Annotated in this window: 24 protein-coding genes; 11 read left to right on the top strand and 13 right to left on the bottom strand. The window is 71.1% G+C overall.

Features of this window, described 5'->3' with window-relative positions; genetic code table 11:
* Positions 1–9: 9 nt before the first annotated feature.
* The 4 genes from ACIBG7_RS21875 to ACIBG7_RS21860 are packed head-to-tail and all read left to right on the top strand — an operon-like array spanning position 10 to position 1,481.
* Positions 10–387, top strand: coding sequence for a hypothetical protein (locus ACIBG7_RS21875; protein ID WP_357920818.1), 378 nt, complete (start codon positions 10–12; stop codon positions 385–387).
* Positions 388–444: 57 nt separating this feature from the next.
* Positions 445–783 carry a DUF202 domain-containing protein gene (locus ACIBG7_RS21870; protein WP_357920815.1) on the top strand — a complete coding sequence of 113 codons (339 nt, stop codon included), beginning with the start codon at positions 445–447 and terminating at the stop codon, positions 781–783.
* Position 784: 1 nt separating this feature from the next.
* A complete protein-coding gene (locus ACIBG7_RS21865) occupies positions 785–1,114 on the top strand; it encodes a DUF202 domain-containing protein (RefSeq protein ID WP_357920809.1) in 330 nt (109 codons plus the stop codon).
* Between the two features lie 58 nt (positions 1,115–1,172).
* Positions 1,173–1,481: a hypothetical protein gene (locus tag ACIBG7_RS21860; RefSeq protein ID WP_357920806.1), complete on the top strand. Its 309-nt coding sequence runs from the start codon at positions 1,173–1,175 to the stop codon at positions 1,479–1,481.
* On the opposite strand, the gene ACIBG7_RS21855 is transcribed toward ACIBG7_RS21860, so the two are convergent.
* Entirely contained in the window at positions 1,478–2,611 is a 1,134-nt protein-coding gene (locus ACIBG7_RS21855; RefSeq protein WP_397337394.1) for a type III PLP-dependent enzyme, read from the bottom strand. The two genes, ACIBG7_RS21860 and ACIBG7_RS21855, sit on opposite strands and share 4 nt — an antisense overlap.
* 138 nt (positions 2,612–2,749) lie before the next feature.
* Here ACIBG7_RS21855 and ACIBG7_RS21850 point away from each other — a divergent pair, with 138 nt between their 5' ends.
* The gene (locus ACIBG7_RS21850) at positions 2,750–4,210 is read left to right on the top strand and encodes a saccharopine dehydrogenase C-terminal domain-containing protein (protein WP_397337393.1); all 1,461 of its coding nucleotides are present in this window, start codon (positions 2,750–2,752) and stop codon (positions 4,208–4,210) included.
* 40 nt (positions 4,211–4,250) lie between these two features.
* On the opposite strand, the gene ACIBG7_RS21845 is transcribed toward ACIBG7_RS21850, so the two are convergent.
* The 4 genes from ACIBG7_RS21845 to ACIBG7_RS21830 all read right to left on the bottom strand — a co-directional run bounded on the left by ACIBG7_RS21845 (position 4,251) and on the right by ACIBG7_RS21830 (position 9,995).
* The gene (locus tag ACIBG7_RS21845; RefSeq protein ID WP_357920799.1) at positions 4,251–6,080 is read right to left on the bottom strand and encodes an ABC transporter ATP-binding protein; all 1,830 of its coding nucleotides are present in this window, start codon (positions 6,078–6,080) and stop codon (positions 4,251–4,253) included.
* Positions 6,077–7,762: an ABC transporter ATP-binding protein gene (locus tag ACIBG7_RS21840; RefSeq protein WP_397337392.1), complete on the bottom strand. Its 1,686-nt coding sequence runs from the start codon at positions 7,760–7,762 to the stop codon at positions 6,077–6,079. Before ACIBG7_RS21840 ends, ACIBG7_RS21845 begins: the two co-directional genes overlap by 4 nt.
* A 385-nt stretch (positions 7,763–8,147) precedes the next feature.
* Entirely contained in the window at positions 8,148–8,963 is an 816-nt protein-coding gene (locus tag ACIBG7_RS21835; protein ID WP_357920793.1) for an aminoglycoside phosphotransferase family protein, read from the bottom strand.
* A gap of 132 nt (positions 8,964–9,095) precedes the next feature.
* Positions 9,096–9,995 (bottom strand): RNA polymerase sigma-70 factor, encoded by a 900-nt coding sequence (locus tag ACIBG7_RS21830; protein WP_357920790.1) that lies wholly within the window; start codon positions 9,993–9,995, stop codon positions 9,096–9,098.
* Between the two features lie 155 nt (positions 9,996–10,150).
* Here ACIBG7_RS21830 and ACIBG7_RS21825 point away from each other — a divergent pair, with 155 nt between their 5' ends.
* A complete protein-coding gene (locus ACIBG7_RS21825) occupies positions 10,151–10,645 on the top strand; it encodes a carboxymuconolactone decarboxylase family protein (RefSeq protein ID WP_397337391.1) in 495 nt (164 codons plus the stop codon).
* Positions 10,646–10,654: 9 nt separating this feature from the next.
* Here ACIBG7_RS21825 and ACIBG7_RS21820 read toward each other — a convergent pair whose 3' ends face one another.
* A complete protein-coding gene (locus ACIBG7_RS21820) occupies positions 10,655–12,589 on the bottom strand; it encodes an FAD-dependent oxidoreductase (RefSeq protein ID WP_397337390.1) in 1,935 nt (644 codons plus the stop codon).
* 200 nt (positions 12,590–12,789) lie between these two features.
* On the opposite strand from ACIBG7_RS21820, the gene ACIBG7_RS21815 reads away from it, so the two are divergent.
* Entirely contained in the window at positions 12,790–13,623 is an 834-nt protein-coding gene (locus tag ACIBG7_RS21815) for a hypothetical protein (RefSeq protein WP_397337389.1), read from the top strand.
* Between the two features lie 15 nt (positions 13,624–13,638).
* On the opposite strand, the gene ACIBG7_RS21810 is transcribed toward ACIBG7_RS21815, so the two are convergent.
* Together ACIBG7_RS21810 and ACIBG7_RS21805 are read right to left on the bottom strand one after the other, a co-directional pair.
* Positions 13,639–14,625, bottom strand: a complete 987-nt coding sequence (locus ACIBG7_RS21810) for a S8 family peptidase (RefSeq protein WP_397337388.1) — start codon at positions 14,623–14,625, stop codon at positions 13,639–13,641.
* A 72-nt stretch (positions 14,626–14,697) separates the two neighbouring features.
* Positions 14,698–15,816 (bottom strand): ferritin-like domain-containing protein, encoded by a 1,119-nt coding sequence (locus ACIBG7_RS21805; protein ID WP_397337387.1) that lies wholly within the window; start codon positions 15,814–15,816, stop codon positions 14,698–14,700.
* 76 nt (positions 15,817–15,892) lie between these two features.
* Here ACIBG7_RS21805 and ACIBG7_RS21800 point away from each other — a divergent pair, with 76 nt between their 5' ends.
* On the top strand, positions 15,893–16,525 hold the full coding sequence (locus ACIBG7_RS21800) for a TetR/AcrR family transcriptional regulator C-terminal domain-containing protein (protein WP_357920773.1): 633 nt from the start codon (positions 15,893–15,895) through the stop codon (positions 16,523–16,525).
* 103 nt (positions 16,526–16,628) lie between these two features.
* On the opposite strand, the gene ACIBG7_RS21795 is transcribed toward ACIBG7_RS21800, so the two are convergent.
* Complete coding sequence (locus tag ACIBG7_RS21795; protein ID WP_397337386.1) at positions 16,629–17,192, bottom strand: transglycosylase SLT domain-containing protein; 564 nt, start codon at positions 17,190–17,192, stop codon at positions 16,629–16,631.
* Between the two features lie 334 nt (positions 17,193–17,526).
* Positions 17,527–17,937: a transglycosylase SLT domain-containing protein gene (locus tag ACIBG7_RS21790; protein WP_357920768.1), complete on the bottom strand. Its 411-nt coding sequence runs from the start codon at positions 17,935–17,937 to the stop codon at positions 17,527–17,529.
* Between the two features lie 193 nt (positions 17,938–18,130).
* Between ACIBG7_RS21790 and ACIBG7_RS21785 the strand changes: the two genes are divergently transcribed.
* Positions 18,131–18,616 (top strand): glutathione peroxidase, encoded by a 486-nt coding sequence (locus ACIBG7_RS21785; RefSeq protein ID WP_397337385.1) that lies wholly within the window; start codon positions 18,131–18,133, stop codon positions 18,614–18,616.
* A gap of 4 nt (positions 18,617–18,620) precedes the next feature.
* On the opposite strand, the gene ACIBG7_RS21780 is transcribed toward ACIBG7_RS21785, so the two are convergent.
* Together ACIBG7_RS21780 and ACIBG7_RS21775 are read right to left on the bottom strand one after the other, a co-directional pair.
* Positions 18,621–19,103 (bottom strand): nucleoside deaminase, encoded by a 483-nt coding sequence (locus ACIBG7_RS21780; protein WP_357920762.1) that lies wholly within the window; start codon positions 19,101–19,103, stop codon positions 18,621–18,623.
* A 23-nt stretch (positions 19,104–19,126) separates the two neighbouring features.
* Entirely contained in the window at positions 19,127–20,176 is a 1,050-nt protein-coding gene (locus tag ACIBG7_RS21775) for a LacI family DNA-binding transcriptional regulator (protein WP_357920759.1), read from the bottom strand.
* Positions 20,177–20,334: 158 nt separating this feature from the next.
* Here ACIBG7_RS21775 and ACIBG7_RS21770 point away from each other — a divergent pair, with 158 nt between their 5' ends.
* Both ACIBG7_RS21770 and ACIBG7_RS21765 read left to right on the top strand, forming a co-directional pair.
* The gene (locus ACIBG7_RS21770) at positions 20,335–21,552 is read left to right on the top strand and encodes a sn-glycerol-3-phosphate ABC transporter ATP-binding protein UgpC (protein WP_357920758.1); all 1,218 of its coding nucleotides are present in this window, start codon (positions 20,335–20,337) and stop codon (positions 21,550–21,552) included.
* Positions 21,553–21,698: 146 nt separating this feature from the next.
* The gene (locus tag ACIBG7_RS21765; protein ID WP_357920756.1) at positions 21,699–22,298 is read left to right on the top strand and encodes a hypothetical protein; all 600 of its coding nucleotides are present in this window, start codon (positions 21,699–21,701) and stop codon (positions 22,296–22,298) included.
* 13 nt (positions 22,299–22,311) lie between these two features.
* Here ACIBG7_RS21765 and ACIBG7_RS21760 read toward each other — a convergent pair whose 3' ends face one another.
* Complete coding sequence (locus tag ACIBG7_RS21760; RefSeq protein ID WP_357920754.1) at positions 22,312–22,842, bottom strand: DinB family protein; 531 nt, start codon at positions 22,840–22,842, stop codon at positions 22,312–22,314.
* Between the last annotated feature and the right edge of the window lie 12 nt (positions 22,843–22,854).

Below are 22,854 nucleotides of genomic sequence, written 5' to 3'. Positions count from 1 at the left end.
GTCCGAGGCATGAGGCGAATGTTCGCACCGGTCGTATTCTTCGCCGCCGCGGTCTTCCTGGCGGGCTGCAGCGAGATCAATAGCGGCATCGACAAGGCTCAGGCCTGCCTGGAGGCGCCCCGGATCATCAAGGATCTGGTCGCCGACGTCGCGACGCTCACCGACGACCCCAAGGCGATGGAGAAGGCGCTCAACGACTCCTCCGCCCAGCTGGGTCAGCTCGCCGACAAGGCGGCCAACACCACGCTCAAGGAGGCCACCGACAGCCTGGCCACCACGCTGGGCAACATCAACGTGACCACCGTCAACGACGCCGTGGACGCCGCCCAGAAGGTCGGCACCGAGACCACCGCCTACCTGCAGAAGCTCGCGCAGGCCTGCAGCTGACCTCGGCCGATAACCCGCCTTCTCTAGGGGAAATGCTGCCGAACTAGCGTTTCCCCTATGGACGGCAAGGAACCAGACCCGCGCTTCACGCTCGCCAACGAGCGCACCTTCCTCACCTGGCTGAGCACCGCGCTCGCGCTGAGCGCGGGCGGGGTGGCCATCGCGGCCGTTCCCGACCACGTCTTCGTCCCCTGGATCCGCACCGCGCTGGCCGTCCTGCTGGTCAGCCTCGCCGCGCTGGCCGCCGGGCTGGCCTACCCGCGCTGGCGCAACATCCAGCGCGCCCTGCGCAACCAGGCCCCGCTCCCGCCGCCCGCCCTCGCCGCGGTCTTCGGGTACGGCGTGGCCGCCGTGGCCGTCGTCGCGCTCGTCCTGGTGATCCTCGCGGCGGCCTGACATGTCCATGCAGATCTGGGACCCCGGCCTGCAGAGCGAGCGCACCCGCCTGGCCTGGGTGCGCACCGCGGTGGCGCTGTCCACCGGCGGGCTCGGCGCCGCCGGGGCGGCCTTCCGGCTGCACCTGCCGCTCCCGGCCGTCGCCGCCTTCGCCCTGGCCGCGCTCTGCGGCGGCGTCCTGCTCGTCCGCACCGCCCGGCGCTTCCGCCGCGTCCAGGAGGCGCTGCACGCCGGCCGGCCGGTCGAGGGCACCCGCGACGCCGTGGTGGCGTGGGCCGGCACCCTCGCGGTCGTGCTCGGCGCGCTGATCTTCGTGCTGGTCAGGGCCTGAGAGCGGGGGTTGCGAGCCCGCCGGGACGGGCGGACACTCGGAGGTAGGGGGTGAGACAGTGAACGAGGAGCGCAGGACCATACCCTTCGAGTGCCGGCGCTGCTGGCACGTCTGGGAGGAGGACTACCTCGTCCGGGTCGTGCCCGACCGGCACGGCAACGACAACCTCACCTGGCTGCGCGACGGCTGGCCGGTCCCGCCGCCCGCGACCGGCGTCGTCTGCCTGAAGTGCGGGTGCGCGCAGGTGACCACCTTCCCCGACGGCTACCTCGCCCGCCACCCCGAGGTGGTACGGCAGGCCGGGCCGCCGGAGCTCAGCGACGAGCCCCTGCGCAGCCCGGTGCCCAGGAAGCTGCCCTGGCCCTAGTCCAGGCAGATCACCTCCGGCGGCGTGAAGCCGTTGAAGCAGATCGAGGCGTAGCTGGTCGTGTACGCCCCGGCGCTCAGCACGTCCACGTGGTCGCCCGAGGACAGCGCGAGCGGCAGCGTGTACGGCTCGCGCTCGAACAGGATGTCCGCGCTGTCGCACGTCGGCCCCGCCAGCACCGCGGGCCCCTCCGGCCCGCCGTCGAACGCGGTGGCCACCCGGTAGCGGATCGCCTCGCCCTCGGTCTCGGCCAGCCCGCCGAACCGGCCGATGTCCAGGTAGATCCAGCGGTCCTGGTTGCGCTCGGCCGACACCAGCACGATCTCGGTGCGCAGCACCCCGGCGTCGGCGACCAGGCAGCGGCCCGGCTCCATCGCCAGGTCCAGCTCGGCGCCCGGGAAGCTGCGCGCCACCGCCCCCAGGATGGTCTCGCCGTAGGCGCTCATCGGCGGCTGCTCGCCCTGGTAGCGGGCGGGCAGGCCGCCGCCCATGTTGAGCAGCCGCAGCGGCAGCCCGGCCTCGGCGAACACCTGGGCCGCGGCCGCGATCGGGACCACCCAGCCGGACGGATCGAGCTGCTGGGAGCCGACGTGGAAGGAGATCCCGACCGGCTCCAGGCCCAGCCCGAGCGCCTGGCGCAGCAGCCCGGCGGCGTGCTCGGGCGGGCAGCCGAACTTGCGGCCCAGCGGCCACAACGCACCCGCACTGGCGGCGGCGATGCGGCAGAACACCTGCGCGCCTGGCGCGTGCTCGGCGAGTTTGGCCAGCTCCTGGGGGCTGTCGAAGACGAACAGGCGCACGCCTCGGGCATAGGCGTAGGCGATGTCGCGGGCCTTCTTGGCCGGATTCCCGTAGGACAACGACTCCGGGCGGGCGCCGGCGGCCAGGCACAGGTCGATCTCGGCGGTGCTCGCCACGTCGAAGGAGGCGCCCAGCCGTACCAGCAGGGAGATGATTTCCGGCTGCGGATTGGCTTTCACCGCATAAAAGCACGTGACGCCGGGGAAATTGGCGCTGAACTCGGCATGACGTTCGGCGACGACCTTCAGGTCCATGACGAGGACGGGGGTCGCGGGGGCCTGCTCGGCCAGGTAGGACCGAGCGCGGTCGAAGGTCTGGAGCGTGGTCACGAGCGACAAGTATGGGGCCGTTTTTTCCTTCGTGCGTTGACTGATTAACCACTCAATGACTGAGTAATCATTCAATTAGTCGGGGCTCGGGAAGGGTGCTAAATTCGCCGCGTTTCTCTTACTGGAAGGGCTCTCTCCATGACCGACTTCTCCGGCAGGCTCCCCGTCAAGGGGCGGGTCCTGCTGCTCGGCTCGGGCTCCGTCTCCCGCTGCCTGCAGCCGCTGCTGCTGCGTCACCTCGACATGGACTTCGCCAAGCTCACGGTCATGGACTTCGAGGACTACGCGGGCCTGATCCCCGAGACGCTGGCGGCCGGCGCCCGCTACGTCCGCGAGCGCATCACGCCGGAGAACATGGCCGAGACCCTCGGCCGCTACGTCGGCGACGGCGACCTGCTGATCAACCTGAGCTGGAACATCGGCACCGAGGACATCATCGACTGGTGCCAGGACCACGGCGTGCGCTACGTCGACACCTCCGTCGAGCAGTGGGACCCCTACGCCGACCAGGCCACCACCCCGCCGGTCGAGCGCACCCTCTACCACCGCCACATGGGCCTGCGGAAGAAGGCCCAGGGCTGGAAGAAGAACGGCCCCACCGCCGTCGTCGAGCACGGCGCCAACCCCGGCCTGGTCAGCCACTGGACCAAGGTCGCCCTGGAGGACATCGCCCGCGCGCTGCTCAAGCAGGGCGTCTCCGACGAGCGCCAGTTCCGGCTGGAGGAGCACCTCGGCACCGGCGACTACCCGCGCCTCGCGCAGGAGCTGGGCGTCAAGGTCATCCACATCTCCGAGCGCGACACCCAGATCAGCGACCGGCCCAAGCAGGTCGGCGAGTTCGTGAACACCTGGTCCATCGAGGGCTTCTACGAGGAGGGCGTCGCCCCCGCCGAGATGGGCTGGGGCACCCACGAGCGCACCCTGCCCGCCGGCGCGCACGAGCACGCCAGCGGCCCCAAGAACCAGATCTGCCTGGCCCAGGCCGGGCACTCGACCTGGGTCCGGTCCTGGGTGCCCACCTACGGCTCGATCCACGGCATGGTCGTACGGCACGGCGAGGCCATGACCATCAGCGACTACCTCACCGTCCGCGACGGCGAGCAGGCCGTGTACCGGCCCACCGTCCACTACGCCTACCTGCCGACCGACGCGGCCATCGCCTCCTGGCTGGAGTGCCGGATGAACGGCTACCGCCTCCAGCAGGACCAGCGCATCATGACCGACGAGATCGTCTCCGGCCGCGACGAGCTGGGCGTGCTGCTCATGGGTCACGACCTCACCTCCTGGTGGGTCGGCTCGCAGCTCGACATCGACGAGGCCCGCACCCTGGTGCCCGGCCAGAACGCCACCACCCTCCAGGTGGCCGCCTCGGTGCTCGGAGCCGTCGCCTGGATCCTCGACAACCCCGACGAGGGGCTGTGCACGCCGGAGGACCTCGACCACCGGATCGTCCTGGGCTGGGCCAACCCCTACCTCGGGCCGACGCCGTCGGTGCAGTCGGACTGGACCCCGCTCACCGACCGCTACCAGCCGTTCGAGAAGTTCGCGCCCGAGCCCGGCGCGGACGACGTCTGGCAGTTCGGCACCTTCCTGGTGTGAACTGCGGGGGCCTCGCCGGTGGGCGAGGCCCCTTGGCCGGTCAGGCCAGGCTGTCCAGCCAGGCCCGGTGCAGGTCGGCGTAGCGCCCGTCGGCGCCGATCAGCTCGCCGGGCGGGCCGTCCTCGACGATCCGGCCGCCCTCCATGACCAGCACCCGGTCGGCGATCTCGACCGTGGTCAGCCGGTGCGCGATGATCAGCGCGGTGCGCTCGGCCAGGATCGTGCGCAGCGCCCGCTGCACCAGCCGCTCGCTGGGCACGTCGAGGCTGGAGGTCGCCTCGTCCAGGATCAGCACCGCCGGATCGGCCAGGAACGCCCGGGCGAAGGCGACGAGCTGCCGCTGCCCGGCCGACATCCGGCCGCCGCGCTTGCCCACCTCGGTGGCGTAGCCGTCGGGCAGGGACTCGATGAACTCGTGCGCGCCGATCGCCTCGGCCGCCTGCCGTACCTCCTGGTCGGAGGCTTCGGGGCGGCCGAACCGGATGTTGTCGGCGACGGTGCCGGTGAACAGGAAGTTCTCCTGCGTCACCATGACCACCGAACGGCGCAGCGTGTCCTCGCTCAGCTCGCGCAGGTCGACCCCGTCGAGCAGCACGCGGCCCTCGGTCGGGTCGTAGAAGCGGGAGATCAGCTTGGCCAGCGTGGTCTTGCCCGCGCCGGTCGCGCCGACCAGCGCCACCGTCTGCCCCGCCGGCACGGTCAGCTCCAGCCGCGGCAGGATCGGCCGGTCCTCGACGTAGGCGAAGCGCACCTGGTCGAAGTGCACGCGCCCGCGGCCCGCGGTCAGCTCGGCCGGCCGGTCCGGTTCGGGGACGCTCGGCTCCTCCTCCAGCACGCCGGACAGCTTCTCCAGCGCCGCGCCCGCCGACTGGAAGGTGTTGTAGAACTGGCTGATCTCCTGCATCGGCTCGTAGAACTGGCGCAGGTAGAGCAGGAACGAGGTGAGCACACCCGGCGTGAGGTCGCCGTCGAACATCAGCCAGGAGCCGTAGACCAGGATCCCGGTGATGGTCAGGTTGCCCAGCAGCTTCACCCCCGGCATGAACAGGGCGATGAGCTGCATGGCACGGGCGTTGGCGTCGCGGTAGTCGGTGTTGAGCTGCCCGAAGATCTGCCGGTTGCGCGGCTCGCGGCGGAAGGCCTGCACCGCCCGCATGCCGGTCATCGACTCCACGAAGTGGATGATCACCAGCGCGACCGTCTCCGAGGTGCGCCGGTAGGCCTTGGCCGACTCGTCGCGGAACCAGCGGGTGAACAGCAGCAGGATCGGCAGCGGCACCAGCGCGATCAGCCCGAGCGGCAGGTCGAGCACGAGCAGCATCACCGCGGTGCCGACCATGGTCAGCACGGCCGTGATCAGCCCGTCGAACCCCTGCTGCAGCAGCGCCGCGATGGCCTCGATGTCGCTGGTCAGCCGGGAGATCACCCGGCCCGAGGTGTACTTCTCGTGGAAGGACAGCGACAGCCGCTGGAAGTGGTCGAAGACGCGGCGCCGCAGCTCCAGCAGGATGTCCTGGCCGATCCGGCCCGACAGCTTCAGGAAGGCCATCCGGGTCAGCGCCTGCGTCGTCGCGCACACCACGATCGTGCCCACGATGACCAGCAGCGTGCCCGGGCCCTCGCCGCGCAGCAGCGGCGGGATGGCGTAGTCGATGCCCGCCTTGCCGACCAGCGCCGGAATCGCCAGGCCCGCCGCGCTGGACAGCACGATCAGCCCGACCAGCAGCGCGATCTTCGCCTTGTACGGCCGCAGCAGGTCGATCAGCAACGAGCGGGAGCGCTCCCGCAGCCGCAGCGAGACCTTGTCCGGCAGCTTGTCCTTCTCCTCGGAGGCGACGCCGCGCCAGCTCTTCGTCTCGACGGTGCTCACGTCAGCACCTCCTCGGCGGCCAGCAGCTCGCGGTACTCCGGTACGGTCGCCAGCAGCTCCTGGTGGGTGCCGACATGCGTGATCGTGCCCTCGCGCAGCAGCGCGACCTTGTCGGCCAGCAGCACGGTCGAGGCCCGATGCGCCACCACGATGCCGGTGGCGTCACGCAGCACGTGCCTGAGAGCCTCCTCCACCAGCGCCTCGGTCTCCACGTCCAGCGCCGACAGGGTGTCGTCGAGCACCAGGATCTTGGGCTTCGCGAGTACGGCACGCGCCAGGGCCAGCCGCTGGCGCTGCCCGCCGGACAGGGACATGCCCTGCTCGCCGATCCGGGTGTCCATGCCCCAGGGCAGGTCGTGCACGAACGTCGCCTGCGCCACCTCCAGCGCCTGGTGCAGCTCCTCGTCCGAAGCCTCGAAGTGGCCCAGCGTCAGGTTCTCCCGCACGCTCATCGAGAACAGCGTCGGCTCCTCGAACGCCGTCGCCACCACCTCTCGCACGCTCTCCAGCCGCAGGTCCCGCAGGTCGTGGCCGTCGATCGTCACGCGGCCCTCGGTCGGGTCCAGCAGGCGGGGGATCAGCGCGGTCAGCGTCGTCTTGCCCGATCCGGTCGCGCCCACGACCGCCACCGTCTCGCCGGGCCGTACCTCCAGCCACAGGTCGCGCAGCACCGGCGGGTCGTCGTCACCGAACCGGAAACCCACGCCCTCCAGCCGCAGGTGGCCGCGCGGCTCGGCGATCCGGCCCGGGCCGTCCACGATCGCCGGGACGGTGTCCATGACCTCCATCACCCGGTCGGCCGAGGTCATCGACTCCTGCGCCATCGCCAGGATGTAGCCCATGCTCGCGATCGGCCACACCAGTTGCAGCGCCAGCAGCGTGAAGGCCATCAGCGCGCCCGGCGTCAGCGAACCCGACCCCACCGCCAGCGCGCCCAGCAGCAGCACCAGGGCGAGCGTCAGGTTCGGGATCACCTCCAGGAAGGTGAAGAACCGCGCCGACAGGTCCACCCGCGCCAGCGACGAGGAGTGCAACTGGCGGGCGCTGTCCATGTACTGCCCGTGGATGTGCCGGCGGCGGCCGAACGCCTTGATGGTCCTGATCCCGATCGCCGACTCCTCGACGAGCGTGGCCAGGTCACCCTGCTCGTCCTGCACCTGGCGGGAGACCTTGATGTACTTCTTCTCGAAGCGCATGCTGAGCCAGATGATCGGCACCGCCGACACCGCGACCAGCACGCCCAGCGGCCAGTACATGTTCAGCAGGACGATGATCACCGTGGTCATCTGGAGCACGTTCATGACCAGGAACAGCAGGCCGAAGCCCAGGAACCGGCGGATCGTCGACAGGTCCGTCGTCGCGCGCGACAGGAGCTGGCCCGACTGCCACTCGCCGTGGAACCGCATGGGCAGGCGCTGCAGGTGCTCGTACAGGTCGTCGCGGATCCTGGTCTCCAGGCCCAGCACCGGGCCCACCTGGACCCACCGGCGCAGGAAGATCAGCGCCGCCTCGGCGACCCCGACGCCCAGGGCCAGCAGGCCCAGCGGCAGGAGGGTGTCGCGGCTCCCGTCGACCACTTGCTGGCCGACCAGGGGGAAGGAGATCGTGGTGGCTATGCCCAGCAGAGCGACCAGCCAGATGGCGATCAGCTTGGGGACATAGGGGCGGAGGTAGGACCTCATCCGCCACAATGAGTTCGAAGCGAGCAGGGGACGTCTGGGGGTAGGGGTATCGGGAGGCATCCCTTCTAGGCTACTTCCCTCGATCAACCCGTTTTTGGCCAGGCCACAGGCGGGGAAAAGGTCCTACGCTTCGCTCCGGCCTCCTCTTTCGTGGGGGCAGAACCCCCCATACCCCCACCGGCCCACCCATGCCGCGCTTGGACCACTACGCGCCTGACGCCCGCCCCGGCGGTCCTCGCCCTCCGGGCTCGGGCTGCTTTTTGTGGGGGCAGAGCCCCCACACCCCACACAAGCCCGCGGAGATGAAGGGTGAGCCTCTGGTGCGACCGAGCGGTTGCCAGCTGCAGAGTTGATCCGCCGATCACGCGTTCCCGCCGCCGAAATCTCACATCCTGGCGTTCAGCTTTCTGATCGCCTTAGCGAGAGGCAGATCGAGCGGCTCGTCGTTCAGCAGTGCGGCGCCGACCCCTTCGATGACGAAGGTCGCCTCCCAGACGCGCGCCCTCCGGTAGGTCTCGGTGTCGACGGCTGCCGCAACCGCCTCCCACCCGTGCCACGCGAGGCAGGCGGCGTCGACCGCAGGGTCGAAGGGGGAGGCGAGATCCCAGTCGAGGACGCCTACGACGGCGCCGTCCGGCCCCCAATGCACGTTGTCGCCTGCCAGGTCTCCGTGGACAAGCCGGGGTGGCACCGGCGGCAGTTCGGCAGCGGCCTCGATCCGGCGCCGCGCCTCACCGCGCACGTGACCGGGGAGCCGAGGCAGGACCTCCTCCAGAAGCAGCTTTTCCCAGTGCTCGCGTCCCGCGTAGGCGTGAGGGACGTCCAGGACGTCCTGCAATGCGGCGACATCCACGGCCGCGAGGCCGTCGATGAGCTCGCGCAGCCGTACGGGATCGCCGCTGCCCTTGGGGTGCGCGGCACCGCCGACCCAGCTCAACGCCACAGCCGCGAGGCCGTCGACCGTGGCCACCGGACCAAGGGGCTCGGGAACGCGGAAGGGCAGGTCGAGCGCGGCGAGCCGGGACAACAAGGCTGTGCGTCTGGGCAACTCGGCTGCGCTGCTCCGGCTGCGCGCCACCCGCACGGCTGCAGTGCCCGGCAGCAGCACGACGTCGTGGAACTGCCCACCGGTCAGGACGGCGTTGTCCATGGGCCTGCCGGGCAGGAGCGTTGCGGCGATCTGCAGGAGCCGATCTCTCATGGGCCCAGCGCCTGTGAGGTCGCCGGCATGAAACCTGCTGGTGGGACCCCACCTGGCCTCCGGTCATGTCGGGAAGGGATCTTGAATGGCTCCGGGCTCGCTCACCAGGGGTAATGGTACGCCTGGGCAGGGTCAGCGGCGGAGGGTGGTTTCGTGGTGCAGGCGGGACAGCTTCTCCGGGTTGCGCACCGCGTAGAGCCCGGTGATGAGGCCGTGGTGGACGTGCAGGGCCAGGACGGTGTCGATCTGGCCGTCGATGCGGACGACGAGCGCAGGGTGGCCGTTGATCTGGGCCGGGGTCAGGGTGGCGGCGGCGAAGCCGGCCAGCCCGGCGGTCAGGACGGCGGCGACGGATGCGGCGCCGTGCACGGGGGAGAGCAGGGCCTGCTTGATGCCGCCGCCGTCGCCGAGGAAGACGACGTCGGGGGCCAGGCGGTCGAGCAGTTCCCGCAGGTCGCCGGTGGTGATCGCGCGCTGGAAGGCCGCGAGCGCGTCCCGGGCCTCGGCCGGGGAGGCCACGCCGCGGGGGCGGCGGGCGGCGACGTGGGCTCGGGCCCGGTAGGCGAGCTGGCGGACGGCGGCGGGGGACTTGCCGACGGCGTCGGCGATCTCGTCGTAGTCCAGGTCGAACACCTCGCGCAGCACGAAGACGGCCCGCTCGATCGGGATGAGCGTCTCGAGCACCAGCATCATCGCCATCGACACGCTGTCGGCCAGCTCGACGTCCTCGGCCACGTCGGGCGCGGTCAGCAACGGCTCCGGCAGCCACGGCCCGACGTAGGACTCCTTGCGGCGGGCGAGGGCGCGCAACCGGTCGAGCGCCTGGCGGGTGGTGATCCGTACGAGGTAGGCCCGCTGGTCCCGCACGGCGGCGAGGTCGACGCCCGACCAGCGCAGCCAGGTCTCCTGCAGCACGTCCTCCGCGTCGGCGGCCGAGCCGAGCATCTCGTAGGCCACGGTGAACAGCAGGTTGCGGTGCGCCACGAAGGCGGCGGTGGCGCTCTGCGGACCTGTTTCGGCCGGACTCGGCATGGCGGCTCCTTTCGTTCCCATGTCACGCACAGGACGACGGGACCGGGTCCTTTGTAACACCGGCCTGGGTCACGTTCCGCGCGGTGTTACGCCGGGCGGGCCGGCCGCGTCTGGTGTTCGTCCGCAAAGGCACGACACCAAGGAATGAGCACGAGATGAGTGTCCTGCGTTTCGACCTGACCGCCAACGAGCTCGGCGCCAAGCTCGGCAAGCGGTTCCAGAGCGTCAGCATGGCGATCATGGGGTCCACGTTGCCGAAGCCGCTGATGGAGATCCTGGAGCTGCGCGCCAGCCAGATCAACGGCTGCGGCTACTGCGTGGACGCCCACGCCAAGGAGCTGGCGGCGGCGGGGGAGTTCGCGACCCGGATCAACCTGGTCGCCGCCTGGCGTGAGGCGAGCGTCTTCACCGGCGCCGAGCGCGCGGCGCTGGCCCTGGCCGAGGAGGGCACCCGGCTCGCCGACGCGCACACCGGCGTGTCCGACGAGACGTGGGCCGAGGTGCGTGAGCACTTCGACGACGACCAGATCGCCGCGCTGGTCTACCTGGTCGCGATGATCAACGCGGCCAACCGGCTGCTGGTGATCGTGCGCCAGAAGGGCGGCTCCTACCAGGCCGGAGGGTTCGCCGCCATGGCGAACACCCGGTAGGGCCGTGCGCTAGGCGTCCGTGGCGGGGCGGAGGCGTTCGGCGCCGGTGAGGGGCTGCGCGCCGAGGGCGGTCTCGAGCTGTTCCCACCGCCGCACCAGGTCGGCCAGCATCGACATCAGCACTTCAGGGAAGGCGCTGAGAAAGGTGCGGTAGCGGTACTCGTCGAGTGAGTAGACGCAGACCTCGCCGACCGCGGTGACGGAGGCGGTGCGGGCGTCGAAGAACAGGTCGTGCGCGCCCAGCACCGCGCCCCGGCCCAGGACGGCGGGCTGGTAGACGCCGCCGAAGTCCACCTCGACCTCGCCGCCGGCGACCAGGAAGAGGCCGTTGCCGTGGTCGTCCTCGCGGCAGACGCGCTCGCCGGCGGCGAAGCCGAGCTCGTCGAGCATCGAGGCCAGCGTCTCCAGTTCGGCCTCGGCCAGCGACTCGAACAGCCGCACGCCGTACGGGTCGCTGCCCGCGCGCAGGCACTCGACCCGGCGGCGGAGCTCGGCGTCGTTGACGGTGCCGATCCGCAGCCGCGCGAAGCGCTTCATCCGGTCGATGTCGCGCCGCTGGCGTCGCGGGGTCTCGGTCGCGGGCGGGCTGTACAGGGCGGCGTCGCCGCTGATCCGGGCGGCTTCGCGCAGGCCCGACTCGTAGGCGCTGTGCACGCACCCCCAGTGGTGGCTGTTGGTCGCCTCGCCGGCGAAGTAGAGGCGCCCGGCGACGGGCTCGGCCAGGACGTCGAGGTCGGCGGGGGAGGAGCCGACGCCGATGCAGGTGTAGGAGCCGCGCGCGAACGGATCGGCCGACCAGGCGGTGCGCGAGATCGACTCCGGGGCGGGGACGGCGGGCCCGAAGATGTCCTCGATCACCGTGCTGGCGTAGCCGGCCACCCGCCGCTCGCTCCAGGACTCGATCTCCCGGCCGAGGGAGGCACCGACCAGCAGGACGAGGATCGGCCGGCCGTGCGTCTTCCACATGTTCACGACCACGGTCGGGTAGCGGTCGGTGTCGCGGCACAGGTAGCCGAAGACGTACCGGTCGTCGGGCCAGAACCGCTCGCGGTAGTGCAGGGCGATCTTGTTGAGGGTGCCGAAGCCGAGCCGGTCGATCGCCGCCCGCTTCGCGGCGGGCAGCGGCGGCCGGAACTCCACCGTCCCGGCTTTGAGCACCCCGAGCGGTACGGTCACCAGCACCTTCTCCGCCTCGAAGTCCCCCAGGCCGGTCGTGACGCGCACCGGCAGGGAGCCGGCGTCGACGCCGGTCACCACGTGCCCCAGCCTGATGTCCTGCCCGGCGGCCAGGGAGTCGGCGACCGCCTGGTAGCCCTGGTGCAGCACGCTGTCGCCGTGGCCGTAGACCAGGTAGCCCTCCTCCCAGAACTTGAACGACAGCCTGGCCGCGTCCTCCGCGACGTCTTCGCGCAGGATGACGTTGAGGTGATAGCGGACGGCCTGCTCGTCCTCCGGCCCGTAGGCCCGAGCCGCGAGGACCTCGCCGATCACCTCGCCGAGCGGCTGGTCGGGCCGGCCGTGCCGGCGGGCGAGCAGGGCGCGCTGCTCGACCTCGTGCAGCACCTCGTCGGCCAGCTCCTGGGTGCGGTTCTTGGCGCTCTGGCTGGTCAGCCGCCGGTCCGGGCCGAACAGGTGGAGGCTGTCGAGCCCGCCGGTGTAGGAGCTGTCGCCGCCGACGTAGCTGTAGGGCAGGTCGAGCTGCTCGACCAGGGCGGTCACCGGGTTGCCCTCGGTGCCGTGGATCCAGTGCGCGCCCAGGTCGACGCCGTGGCCGTCGGTCCAGATCCGGCCGCCGACGCGGTTGCGGGCCTCCAGGACGGTGACCGGGTGCCCTCGTTCGCTGAGCGCGCGGCCGGCCGCCAGCCCGGCGATCCCCGCGCCGATGATCAGGACGCGCTCCCGGCGAGCCGAGGCCTGGGCGGGAATCCGCGGGAAACCGTCCACCGGGAGACTCCTTTGAACACTTTGAGTATCGCTCTTTAACTCTCCGTAGTATTCCGTCGGCAAACGCGGCTTGTACGGCGAAGCTCGCCGTAGCCTGGCCGTGATCCCCGGCGGGCATAGTCGCGAAGATGCCCGCCCCTTTGCGAAGCCGCTCCCAAGCCGGGTATATGGCCATGCACGGCAGCGGTCATGAGACCCGTGTGCTGAGAAAAGTCCTGGCCGCCCTGCTGCTCGTCGCCGGGTGCGTGCTGGCGCCCGTGGCGGTGGCGGGGTTCTGGGCGGCCAACGAGATCGTCGACTCCGACCGTTACGTCGCCGCCGTCGGCCCGCTCGCGGACGATCCGGCCGTCCAGTCGGCCGTCACCGAACGGCTCACCGACGAGATCGTCCAGTACCTCCCGCTCGACCGCGCGGTGCGGGGCGCGGTGCAGCGGGTGGTCACCAGCGACGCCTTCGCCCGCGCCTGGACCGAGGCCAACCGCGTCGCGCACGACCAGCTCGACGCGCTGCTGTCGGGGGAGGGCGGCGGCTCGCTGGTCACGGAGGACGGGACCACGGTGAGCCTGGACCTCGGGCCGCTGATCAACGGGATCAAGCAGCAGCTCGTCGCCTCGGGGCTGACCTTCGCGGGGCGGATCCCCGCGGCGCATCCCACGATCGAGCTCGTCCAGGTGGAGGATCTGGCGTTCTACCAGAGCCTTTATCAGTGGGCGGCGAAGCTGAAGTGGGTCTTGCCCGGGCTCACGGTGGTCCTGCTGGTCCTCGGGGTGCTGGCCGCGCGGCGGCGGTCGCGGGCGCTGGTGTGGACCGGGCTCGGGCTGGCGCTGGGCATGGCGGTGCTGGCCGGGGTGCTGGCGTGGGCCCGGTCGGGCTATCTCGGGGCGACCGGGACCAAGGGGCTCGATCCCGCGGCGGCGGCGGCCTTCTTCGACGCGCTCACCCGGTCGTTGTGGATCGGACTGCTGGTGATCGGGGTCGCCGGCCTGCTCCTGGCGGTCGGGGCCTGGCTCACCGGCCGCCACCGCCGGACCTGACCCCACCACAAGGTCTTACGGGTGGACGGGTCGGCGGAGGCCGGCCGTCGCCTCCGAGAGGGCCGCGCGGGCGTCCACAACCCCTGCACCCAGCCGCGGGTCGCCGGAGGGGTTGCGGGCCGTCGTCCGGATGGCCTGCACGGCCTCCGCCGGGGTGCGCCCCTGGGCCAGGAGCAACGCCACCACCGCCGACACGTACGGCGCGGCCATCGAGGTCCCGTCCAGCTTGCCGTACCCCGAGGTGTTCTTGACCGTCTCCGGCGTGGCGTAGGTGGGCAGGGTGGACAGGATCCCCACCCCCGGCGCGCTGACCTGCCCCTCGGCCCCGACGTTGGTGAACGACGCGGGCCGGCCCTGCGGGTCGCTCGCCCCGACGACCAGGACCGGCGTGCCCACCTTGTACGGCTGCTTGATCGTCGCGTCGTTGCCGGCCGCCGCGACGACCACCGCGCCCTTGTTCCACGCGTACTGGATCGCCTGGTTCAGCACCCCGCCCTTGAGCAGCCGCGACATCAGCCCCGACTCGCCCAGCGACAGGTTGATCACCTGGGCGCCGTGGTCGGCCGCCCAGATGACACCCTTGATGATGGTCGCGTTGTCGCCCGCGCCCAGCGTGGACAGCACCCGCACCGGCATGATCTTCGCCTCCGGCGCCCCGCCCGCCACGCCGACGCCGTTGTCGGTCACCGCGGCCGCGATCCCGGCCACGTGCGTGCCGTGCCCGTTCTGGTCGGCGGCCTCCTCGTCGCCGGCGACGAAGTCGTACCCGTCCACCAGGTGGTCCTTCAGGTCGGGATGCCCGAGGTCCACCCCGGTGTCCACCACCGCCACGACGATGTCGCCGCCCCTGCTCTGGTCCCAGGCGCCGGGCAGGTTCAGCCCGCCCAGCGCCCACTGCTGGCCGCGCAGCGGATCCGGCCCGTCCGACCCGCACCCCGCCAGCCCCGCCGCCAGCCCTGCCACCAGCCCCGTCACGGCCACCAGGGCCAACGCTCGTCTCATGCTCGTCCGGTACCCACGGCGGGTGCCGCAGGTGGCGGGGCTGGTGAGGATTTGACCGGCCGCAGGGCGGGCTCAGGCCTCGGCCGCGCCGGTCGCGATCGTCTCGGCGACCTCCTCGGCGCGTTCGGCCTCCTCGGCCGCGAAGCGTTCCCGGTCGAGGCGGTCGGCGATGTCCTCGTCCTGCTTCATGAGCGCCTCCAGCGACTGGCCGGCCATCTCCAGCACGCCCATGTCCGCGTACGCCTGCTGCAGCCGCGGCGACCACAGGCCGATGTCCTTGACGCACGGCACGATCCGGCTGAACAGCAGGGAGCGGAACAGCCGCAGGTACTCGGAGTTGTCCACGGCGGTCATCGCCTCGGCGACCTCGGTCTTGGACAGGCCGAGCGACTCCCAGCTCTCCTGCCCGCGCAGCCGGTCGCGCATGAGGTAGCAGCCCTCGATGACGAAGTCCTCGCGCTCGCGCAGCTCGCTGTCGGAGAGGTTCTTGTAGTAGTCGCGCAACGCCATGCGGCCGAAGGCGACGTGGCGGGCCTCGTCCTGCATGACGTAGGCGAGGATCTGCTTGGGCAGCGGCTGGGTGGTGATGTCGCGCATGACGCCGAAGGCGGCCAGGGCCAGGCCCTCGATGAGCACCTGCATGCCGAGGTAGGGCATGTCCCAGCGGGAGTCGGACAGCGTGGAGTCGAGCAGCGCCTTGAGGTGCTCGTTGATCGGGAAGGCCAGGCCGACCTTCTCCTGTAAGAAGCGGGCGTAGGTCTCGGCGTGCCGCGCCTCGTCCATGGTCTGCGTGGCGGCGTAGAACTTGGAGTCGAGGTCGGGCACCGATTCGACGATCTTCGCCGAGCAGATCATCGCGCCCTGCTCGCCGTGCAGGAACTGGGAGAACTGCCAGGCGGCGCCGTGCCGGCGGACCTCGTTGCGCATCTCGGGCGACATGCGGTGCCACAGCGGGGTGTCGTAGATGGCGATCGTCTGGTCGGGGATGCCCAGGACGTTGTAGGGGTCCACCTCCAGCGACCAATCGATGCGCTTGGTGGAGTCCCACTGCTTGTCCTTGCCCTTCTGGTAGAGGGCGAGCATGCGGTCCCGGCCGTCGTCGTACTCCCAGGTGAACCTGGAAGCGCCGGACATCTCGACGTCCCAGGTCGCGAGCGAGGCGGGGATCGTGTACAGGTCATGGGTCGACATGCGGGGGCCTCCCAGATACGTACGCTGTACGTGCACGGTGACACGTACGGTGTACGTACGTCAATAGAATGGCGGGGTGGCCCTGAATCGCAGCACCATCGTCGAGACGGCGATCGAGCTCATCGAACGCGAGGGCGCCGACGCGGTCTCGATGCGCCGCATCGCGGCCGACCTGGGGGTGGGCGTGATGACGCTCTACAACCACGTGCCGAACAAGGCCGCGCTGCTCGAAGGCGTCGCCGAGACGGTGCTGTCGAAGATCGAGTTCAGGGACGACCCCGACGCCCCCTGGCCCGACCGCGTCCGCATGCAGGCGCACGCCTTCCGGCAGATCGCCAGCCACTACCCGCGCTCGACCATGGTCGTGGTCAGCCGCCAGCTCAACTCCACCGCCGGGCTGCTGCCGGTGGAGCGGGCCCTGGCGACGTTGCGCAGCGCCGGCTTCGACGGGCCCGACTCGGTGCGCATGCTGCGGATCTTCATCGCCTACATCGTCGGCTCGTTGCTGCGCGAGGTGGGCGTCACCCCGACCTTCGCGCCCGCCCACGGCTCGGCGGTGCGGCCGCAGGAGGTCGACCGGGCGTTGTTCCCGCAGGTGGGAGAGCTGGCGTCGTTGCTCAACGTCTGCGACCACGAGGAGGAGTTCGCCTTCGGCGTCGAACTGCTCATCCAGGCGATAGCCGTACATCCGCGCAGGAAGCCCGTCTGACCGGGCTTCGGTCAGGATGATCGGCCCAGGTGCACGAAAGGGCCGGTCGCCCAGGCGACCGGCCCCCTCGCACGCGCACCCGCACCTTCCCCTGAGCGGCTGCCTAGTACCAGTTGTGCGATCTGAAATGACCCCAGGCCCCGCAGGGGCGGCCGTAGCGGTCCTTGATGTACCTCAGGCCCCAGCGGATCTGGGTGGCCGGATTGTGCCGCCAGTCCCGTCCCGCCCCGGACATCTTGCCCGCGGGCAGCGCCTGCGGGATGCCGTAGGCGCCGGAGGACGGGTTCTGGGCCCGGTGGTTCCAGTTGCTCTCCCGGGTCCAGAGGCTGTCCAGGCACCGGAACTCCTGGAAGGACCACGCCCGCTGCTGGAGCATGTCGCGCGCGATCCGCTTGTTGGTGTCCTTGCCCGGACGCCTGACCGGGGTCTTCGGCCGGACGCTGGTCCGCCACGACCCCACGTGCTCGGCCGGCCCGGCGTCGGTGCGCCAGGTCCGGGTGGCCCCGGGCTTGTCGTGGGCGGCCTCGGCGGTCGCCCGGACGATGACGGTGCCTGGCCCGGAGTCCGCGGCCGTTCCTGTCTCCGTGTCCGCCGCTGCGGTCGCGGTGCTCGCACAGGTGAAGGCCACCACGGCGAACGTTCCGCACAGAGCGCTTTTGCTGTTCAAATCGATCCTTGCTGTCCGGTCGCGTGCGGACAGGGCCCCGGTTCCTCCTGCAGGGCCCGTCTCCGGCGCGCCCGTGGCTCGGGCGAGCGGGGTCCGCGCGGCCTGGCCGGGATCTGGTACCGCCCAGCGTTCTGACGGCCCGGCAGGCCCGCGACGTGCTCTGTAGGCGGTTCTAGTACGGCTTCGCCCCACCGGGACACGAATGCCGGGGGCGACAGACAGGTGTTTGCCGGACCATTCGGTACGGCAGGCGGCCTCGCGGGTCCGCCTTGGGCCGCCCCGGTGGCTGACCTACCCGGGCTTCACCGCGCCTTGGCGGCGGCGTGGGGCGGGCTCAGTACCAGCCTCGTGCGAGGAACTGCGACCAAGCCCCGCACGGCGTGCCGTACCGCTGCTTGATGTAGCTCAGCCCCCACGCGATCTGGGTGCGGGGGTTGGTGCGCCAGTCGCGGCCGTGGGTGGACATCTTGTGCGCGGGCACCGCCTGCGGGATGCCGTAGGCGCCCGAGGAACGGTTGCCGGCGCGGTGGTGCCAGTTGCTCTCCCGGGTCCACAGGCGCTCCAGGCAGCGGAACTGCGCGCGGCTCCAGCCGCGCTGGGCGACCATGGGCCGCGCGATCGCCTTGTTGCGGGCCTTGACGCTGCTGGTCTCTGCCTCCGCGGCGGTCGCGGTCGTGCCCGTGGTCCCCGCTGCCGCCAGCGCGGCGGCGGCGAAGAGGGCACTCGTACGGCGGAGCTTCGGCATGGGGGATTTCCCTTTCGGATGGCTCACGAGGGACTGCGACACCGTCGCGCATGTGGGCGTTCCGTCGCGAATTGACCTTGAAAGGGAAGGGGCTTACCGATCTTCGCCCTTTAGTGGATGTTCAGGCGATATGTCGGGAAATTGTGGACTGCGTCACACTTTGCGGGAGAGGGTGATTCTGTAGGCTCGCAGGATGAGTCTTCGCGACATCCCGCTGCGCACCCTTGCCGACGAACCCACCACCCTGGCCGAGCTGGCCGGCGACGGTCCCGTCCTGATCGTCAACGTGGCCTCCCGCTGCGGCCTGACCCCGCAGTACGCCGGCCTGGTCGCGCTCCAGCGCACCTACGGGCCGCGCGGTTTCACCGTGGTCGGCGTGCCCTGCAACCAGTTCATGGGACAGGAGCCCGGCAGCGCCGAGGAGATCCAGGAGTTCTGCTCGGCGACCTATGGCGTCGACTTCCCGCTGCTGGAGAAGACCGAGGTCAACGGCGACGGGCGGCACCCGCTCTACGCCGGGCTGGTCGGCACGGCCGACGCCGCGGGCGAGGCCGGCGACGTGCAGTGGAACTTCGAGAAGTTCCTGCTCGACCGCGACGGCTCGGTGGTCGCGCGGTTCCGACCCGGCACCGAGCCGGAGGACCCGGAGGTCACCGGGGCGATCGAGAAGCTGCTCTGAGTCCTCAGGCCGGGTGCCGCGCCGCGTACCTGCGGTGCAGCTCCCGGACCTGCTCGGCCAGCTCGGGGACCGGCCCCTCCACGGGGACGCCCGGGGCCACCTCGTTGATCGCCAGGGCGCGCACCGGAGCGGCGGGCGCGCCCAGCTCGGTCCGCCAGGCCACGAGCTGCTCGGTCGAGCTGGCGTAGACGATGCGGCCCAGCCCCACCCAGGCGTGCGCCGCCGCGCACATCGCGCAGTGCTCACCGGAGGTGTAGACCGTCGCCGCCGCGCGCTCGGCCGGGGTCAGGTGCCCGGCCGCCCAGCGCGCCAGCATGAACTCCGGGTGCCGGGTCTGGTCGCCGCCGGAGACCTCGTTGTGGCCCTCGTTCAGCGCGACGCCGTCCGCCGAGACCAGCACCGAGCCGAAGGGCTGGTCGCCCTTGTCCAGGGCGAGCTCGGCCAGCTCGACGCAGCGGCGCAGGAAGCGCAGATCAGCCTCGTTCATGCGGCCCAGTCTAGGGAGCCGTCTCAGCCCTGTGATCGTCTGGGGGCGCAGCTCCCGCGCACGACCAGCTCGGTCGGCAGCAGCACGCTCCTGGCCCGGCGCAGGTCCGGGCGGAGCGCCAGCTCGGCCGCCCGGTAGCCGATCTCCCGCGCGGGCTGGGCGATCACCGTCAGCGGCGGCGCCGACAGCTCGGCCCACGGCACGTCGTCGTACATCACCAGCGACAGGTCCTTCGGCAGCCGCAGATCCAGCTCCCGCGCCGCCAGCAGCGCCGCCTCGCCCAGCAGGTTGCCGCCCGCGACCACCGCCGTCAGGTCCGTACGGCTCTGCAGCAGCCCGGCCGCCGCGGCGTAGGCCGAGTCCCGGCTCGTCTCGGCCAGCACGACGAGCTCGTCGTCGAACAGCGGGCCCAGCGCCTCGCCGAAGGCCGCCACCCGGCGGGCGTGGCCGGCGCCGCCCAGGTAGGCGATGCGGCGATGGCCCAGGCCGGTCAGGTAACGCACCGCCGTACGCATGCCGGTGCGGTCATCGGCCAGGACCGAGGGCACCTCCACCGGCCGGCGCGGCGGCCGGAGCCCGTCGAGCACCTCCAGGTCGCCGAGCGACTCGGTGTCGGCCTCGGCCGCCTCCGGCAGGCGGTCGGCGAAGACCACGCGCATGCCCGCGCGGGCCACCGGCGTCCAGCTCTCCTGGCTGCCCGACGGCACCGCGACCACCCGGTCGATGCTCTGCTCCAGCAGCGCGCCGACCAGCTCGGCCTCCTGCTCGGGGTCGCCGCCGGTCGAGCCCACCTGCACCGGCTCGCCCACCGCCCGCGCGCACGCCAGCACGCCTTCGGCCAGCGCCCCGTAGAACGCGTCGGTCAGATCGGGCAGCAGCAGCCCCAGCCCGCCGGTCCGCCGCTGGCGCAGGTTGCGGCCCAGCGCGGAGGGCCGGTAGTCGAGCTGCGCGGCGACCGCCAGCACCCGCTCGCGCGTCTCGGGACTCGCCGAACCGCCCGACAGCACCCGCGAGACCGTCGCCACCCCGACCCCGGCCGCCTCGGCCACGTCCTTGATCGTCACACGCTGCATGGAAACGATTCCATCATGCCGTTCCAGACTAGTCGAGTACGGCGGGATAACGGCGCAGCTCATGGCCCAGGACTCTTGACATTAATGTCCGTTTCGGGTGAGATGCATGAAAACGTATCCATGCCGGGGTCACCCTCCCGGTTGCGCGAAGGACTGTTATGGCATCCATCGTTCTGAGCAACGTCGACAAGGTGTACGCCGGCGGTGTCAAGGCCGTCAACGGCCTCAACCTTGAGATCCGGGATGGCGAGTTCATGGTGCTCGTCGGCCCCTCCGGATGCGGTAAGTCCACCGCGCTCCGGATGATCGCCGGGCTGGAGGACATCAGCGGCGGCGAGATCTCCATCGGCGACAAGGTCGTCAACCACCTGCCGCCCAAGGACCGCGACATCGCGATGGTCTTCCAGAACTACGCGCTCTACCCGCACATGACGGTCGAGGAGAACCTCGCCTTCGGCCTCAAGCTCCGCAAGATGCCCAAGCCGGAGATCCAGAAGCGGGTCAACGAGGCCGCCAAGATGCTCGGCCTGGAGACCTACCTCAAGCGCAAGCCGGCCGCCCTGTCCGGTGGTCAGCGCCAGCGTGTCGCCATGGGCCGCGCCATCGTCCGCGAGCCGCAGGCCTTCCTCATGGACGAGCCGCTGTCCAACCTGGACGCCAAGCTCCGCGTCTCCATGCGCGCCTCGCTGAACCAGATGCACGAGCGCCTCGGCGTCACCACCGTGTACGTCACCCACGACCAGGTCGAGGCCATGACCCTCGGCGACCGCGTCTGCGTCCTGCGCGACGGCCTCCTGCAGCAGGTCGACACCCCGCAGAACCTGTTCGACAAGCCGGTCAACCTGTTCGTCGCCGGCTTCATGGGCTCGCCGTCCATGAACTTCGTCACCGCCGACATCGTCCGCGACGGCGGCGCCGCGGTGTCCTTCGCCGGCTACAAGCTGCCGATCCCGGACTCCACCTTCGCCGACAAGCCGGGCCTCGACAAGTACATCGGCCGCCAGGTCATCCTCGGCATCCGGCCCTCCGACTTCGAGGACGCCGCCTCCGCCGGCCAGCACGCCAACGGCTGGGCGACCATCCCGGCCAAGGCCGAGGTCACCGAGGAGCTCGGCTCCGAGATCAACGTCCTGTTCCTGATCGACGCCCCGCCCGTCGAGCACAAGGACACCGTCGCCGCCCAGGACACAGGCGACGACGAAGAGGCGGCCCTGCCGCTGGTCGGCGACAAGTCCCTCTGGACCGCGCGCGTCAACGCCCGCTCGCACGTCCGCCCGGGCCAGTCCATCGACCTCGTCGTGGACACCCACAACCTGCACTTCTTCGACAAGGAGTCGGGCCTGGCCATCGGCCACGCGGCCAACATCGGCCGCTAGTCCCCCTCCGCGTCACCCCACGCGTTCAGGCCCTCGCCGCAACCCCCTCCTGCGGCGGGGGCCTGACGTCTTTCCGCCTCTCGACCGCGGCGATGATCGGACGTACCTTCTGGGGGCGCGACGTGCGCCGGCCCTGAGGAGCGTGCATGAGATTCGAAGTCATCCCGGTGGCGAGATACGGCATCGACCCGCGGACGATCCCCGCGATGGACCTGCGGGCCAGGAACAAGGGGGTCACCGCCGGCATGAACGTCGCGACCTTCCACCTGGGCCTGCGCGCTCCCGGGAAGGCGGCCGAGGGCTTCAAGCCGCTGCGGTTCACCAAGGCCAGCCAGGGAGTGGGCTACTACCTGGACGCCAACACCCGCGGCGTGCAGGTCCGGACCAACGACAGCCACTCCGAGTCGGTCTTCTACCGCAGCGACGAGTTCACCGGGCTGCGCCAGTCCGAGCAGTGGCCCACCGCCAACGTCATCGAGTGGGTGTTCACCGAGCGCCCGGCCTGCGGCGGCGCCTGGTGGGGCAACAAGCGCATCCAGGGCGGCTGCGCGGACATCCTCTACAACCTCGACGACGCCCAGCGGCTGCGCAAGTGGGACCGGGACCCCGCCGAGCCCGAGCCCTACGCCGTCCGCCCCGACCTGGAGATCACCGTGATCTGCCTCCAACTGGATCCCGAGCTGACCTTCCTGCAGAACATCAAGCCCGCCCTGACGGCCTACAAGAAGGCGAACGACATCAGGTGACCCGCCGGGCGGGTCACTCCGCCTCGGCGATCCGGTCGAGCGCGGGCAGGTAGGCCCGCCACGGGCCCACGTCGTCCCGGTAGCGGCGGGCCAGGACTTCGCCGATCTGCCCGAGGTGGGTCAGGTCGTGGGCGACCCAGGTGGCGAGGAGCTGGCCGAGGGTGACGGTGCCGAACTCGGGGTGGGTGCCGGTGCGGGCCAGGTCGTCGGGGCGGAGGCCGAGGCCGTCCAGCTCGGCGAGGCTCCGGGCGCGCACCTCGCGGAAGCGGGCCAGCACGTCGGCCAGCGGCTCGCGCTCGCGCCGCAACATGGCCTCGCGGTCGAACGCCTCGAAGGTGTGCCCGGCGCCGCGGTCGAGGATCACCCGGGCCCGGGGCAGCCAGTTGGCGAGGTCGCCGGTCTCCAGGTGGCCCAGGATGTCGTAGGCGCTCCACGTCCCGGGCCCGTCGTTGCGATGGACCCAGTCGTCGGGGAGCCCGCCCAGGAGGCTCTCCAGGGTGGACGGCGTGCGGGACAACATCGAGACGGCCTCGCGCAGCTCCATGCCTGGATCGTA

This window comes from Nonomuraea sp. NPDC050328 (genome assembly GCF_044459405.1).
Classification (GTDB): domain Bacteria; phylum Actinomycetota; class Actinomycetes; order Streptosporangiales; family Streptosporangiaceae; genus Nonomuraea.
Note: the sequence above shows the minus strand (reverse complement) of the source record. Positions and strands in the feature narration are given on the sequence as shown.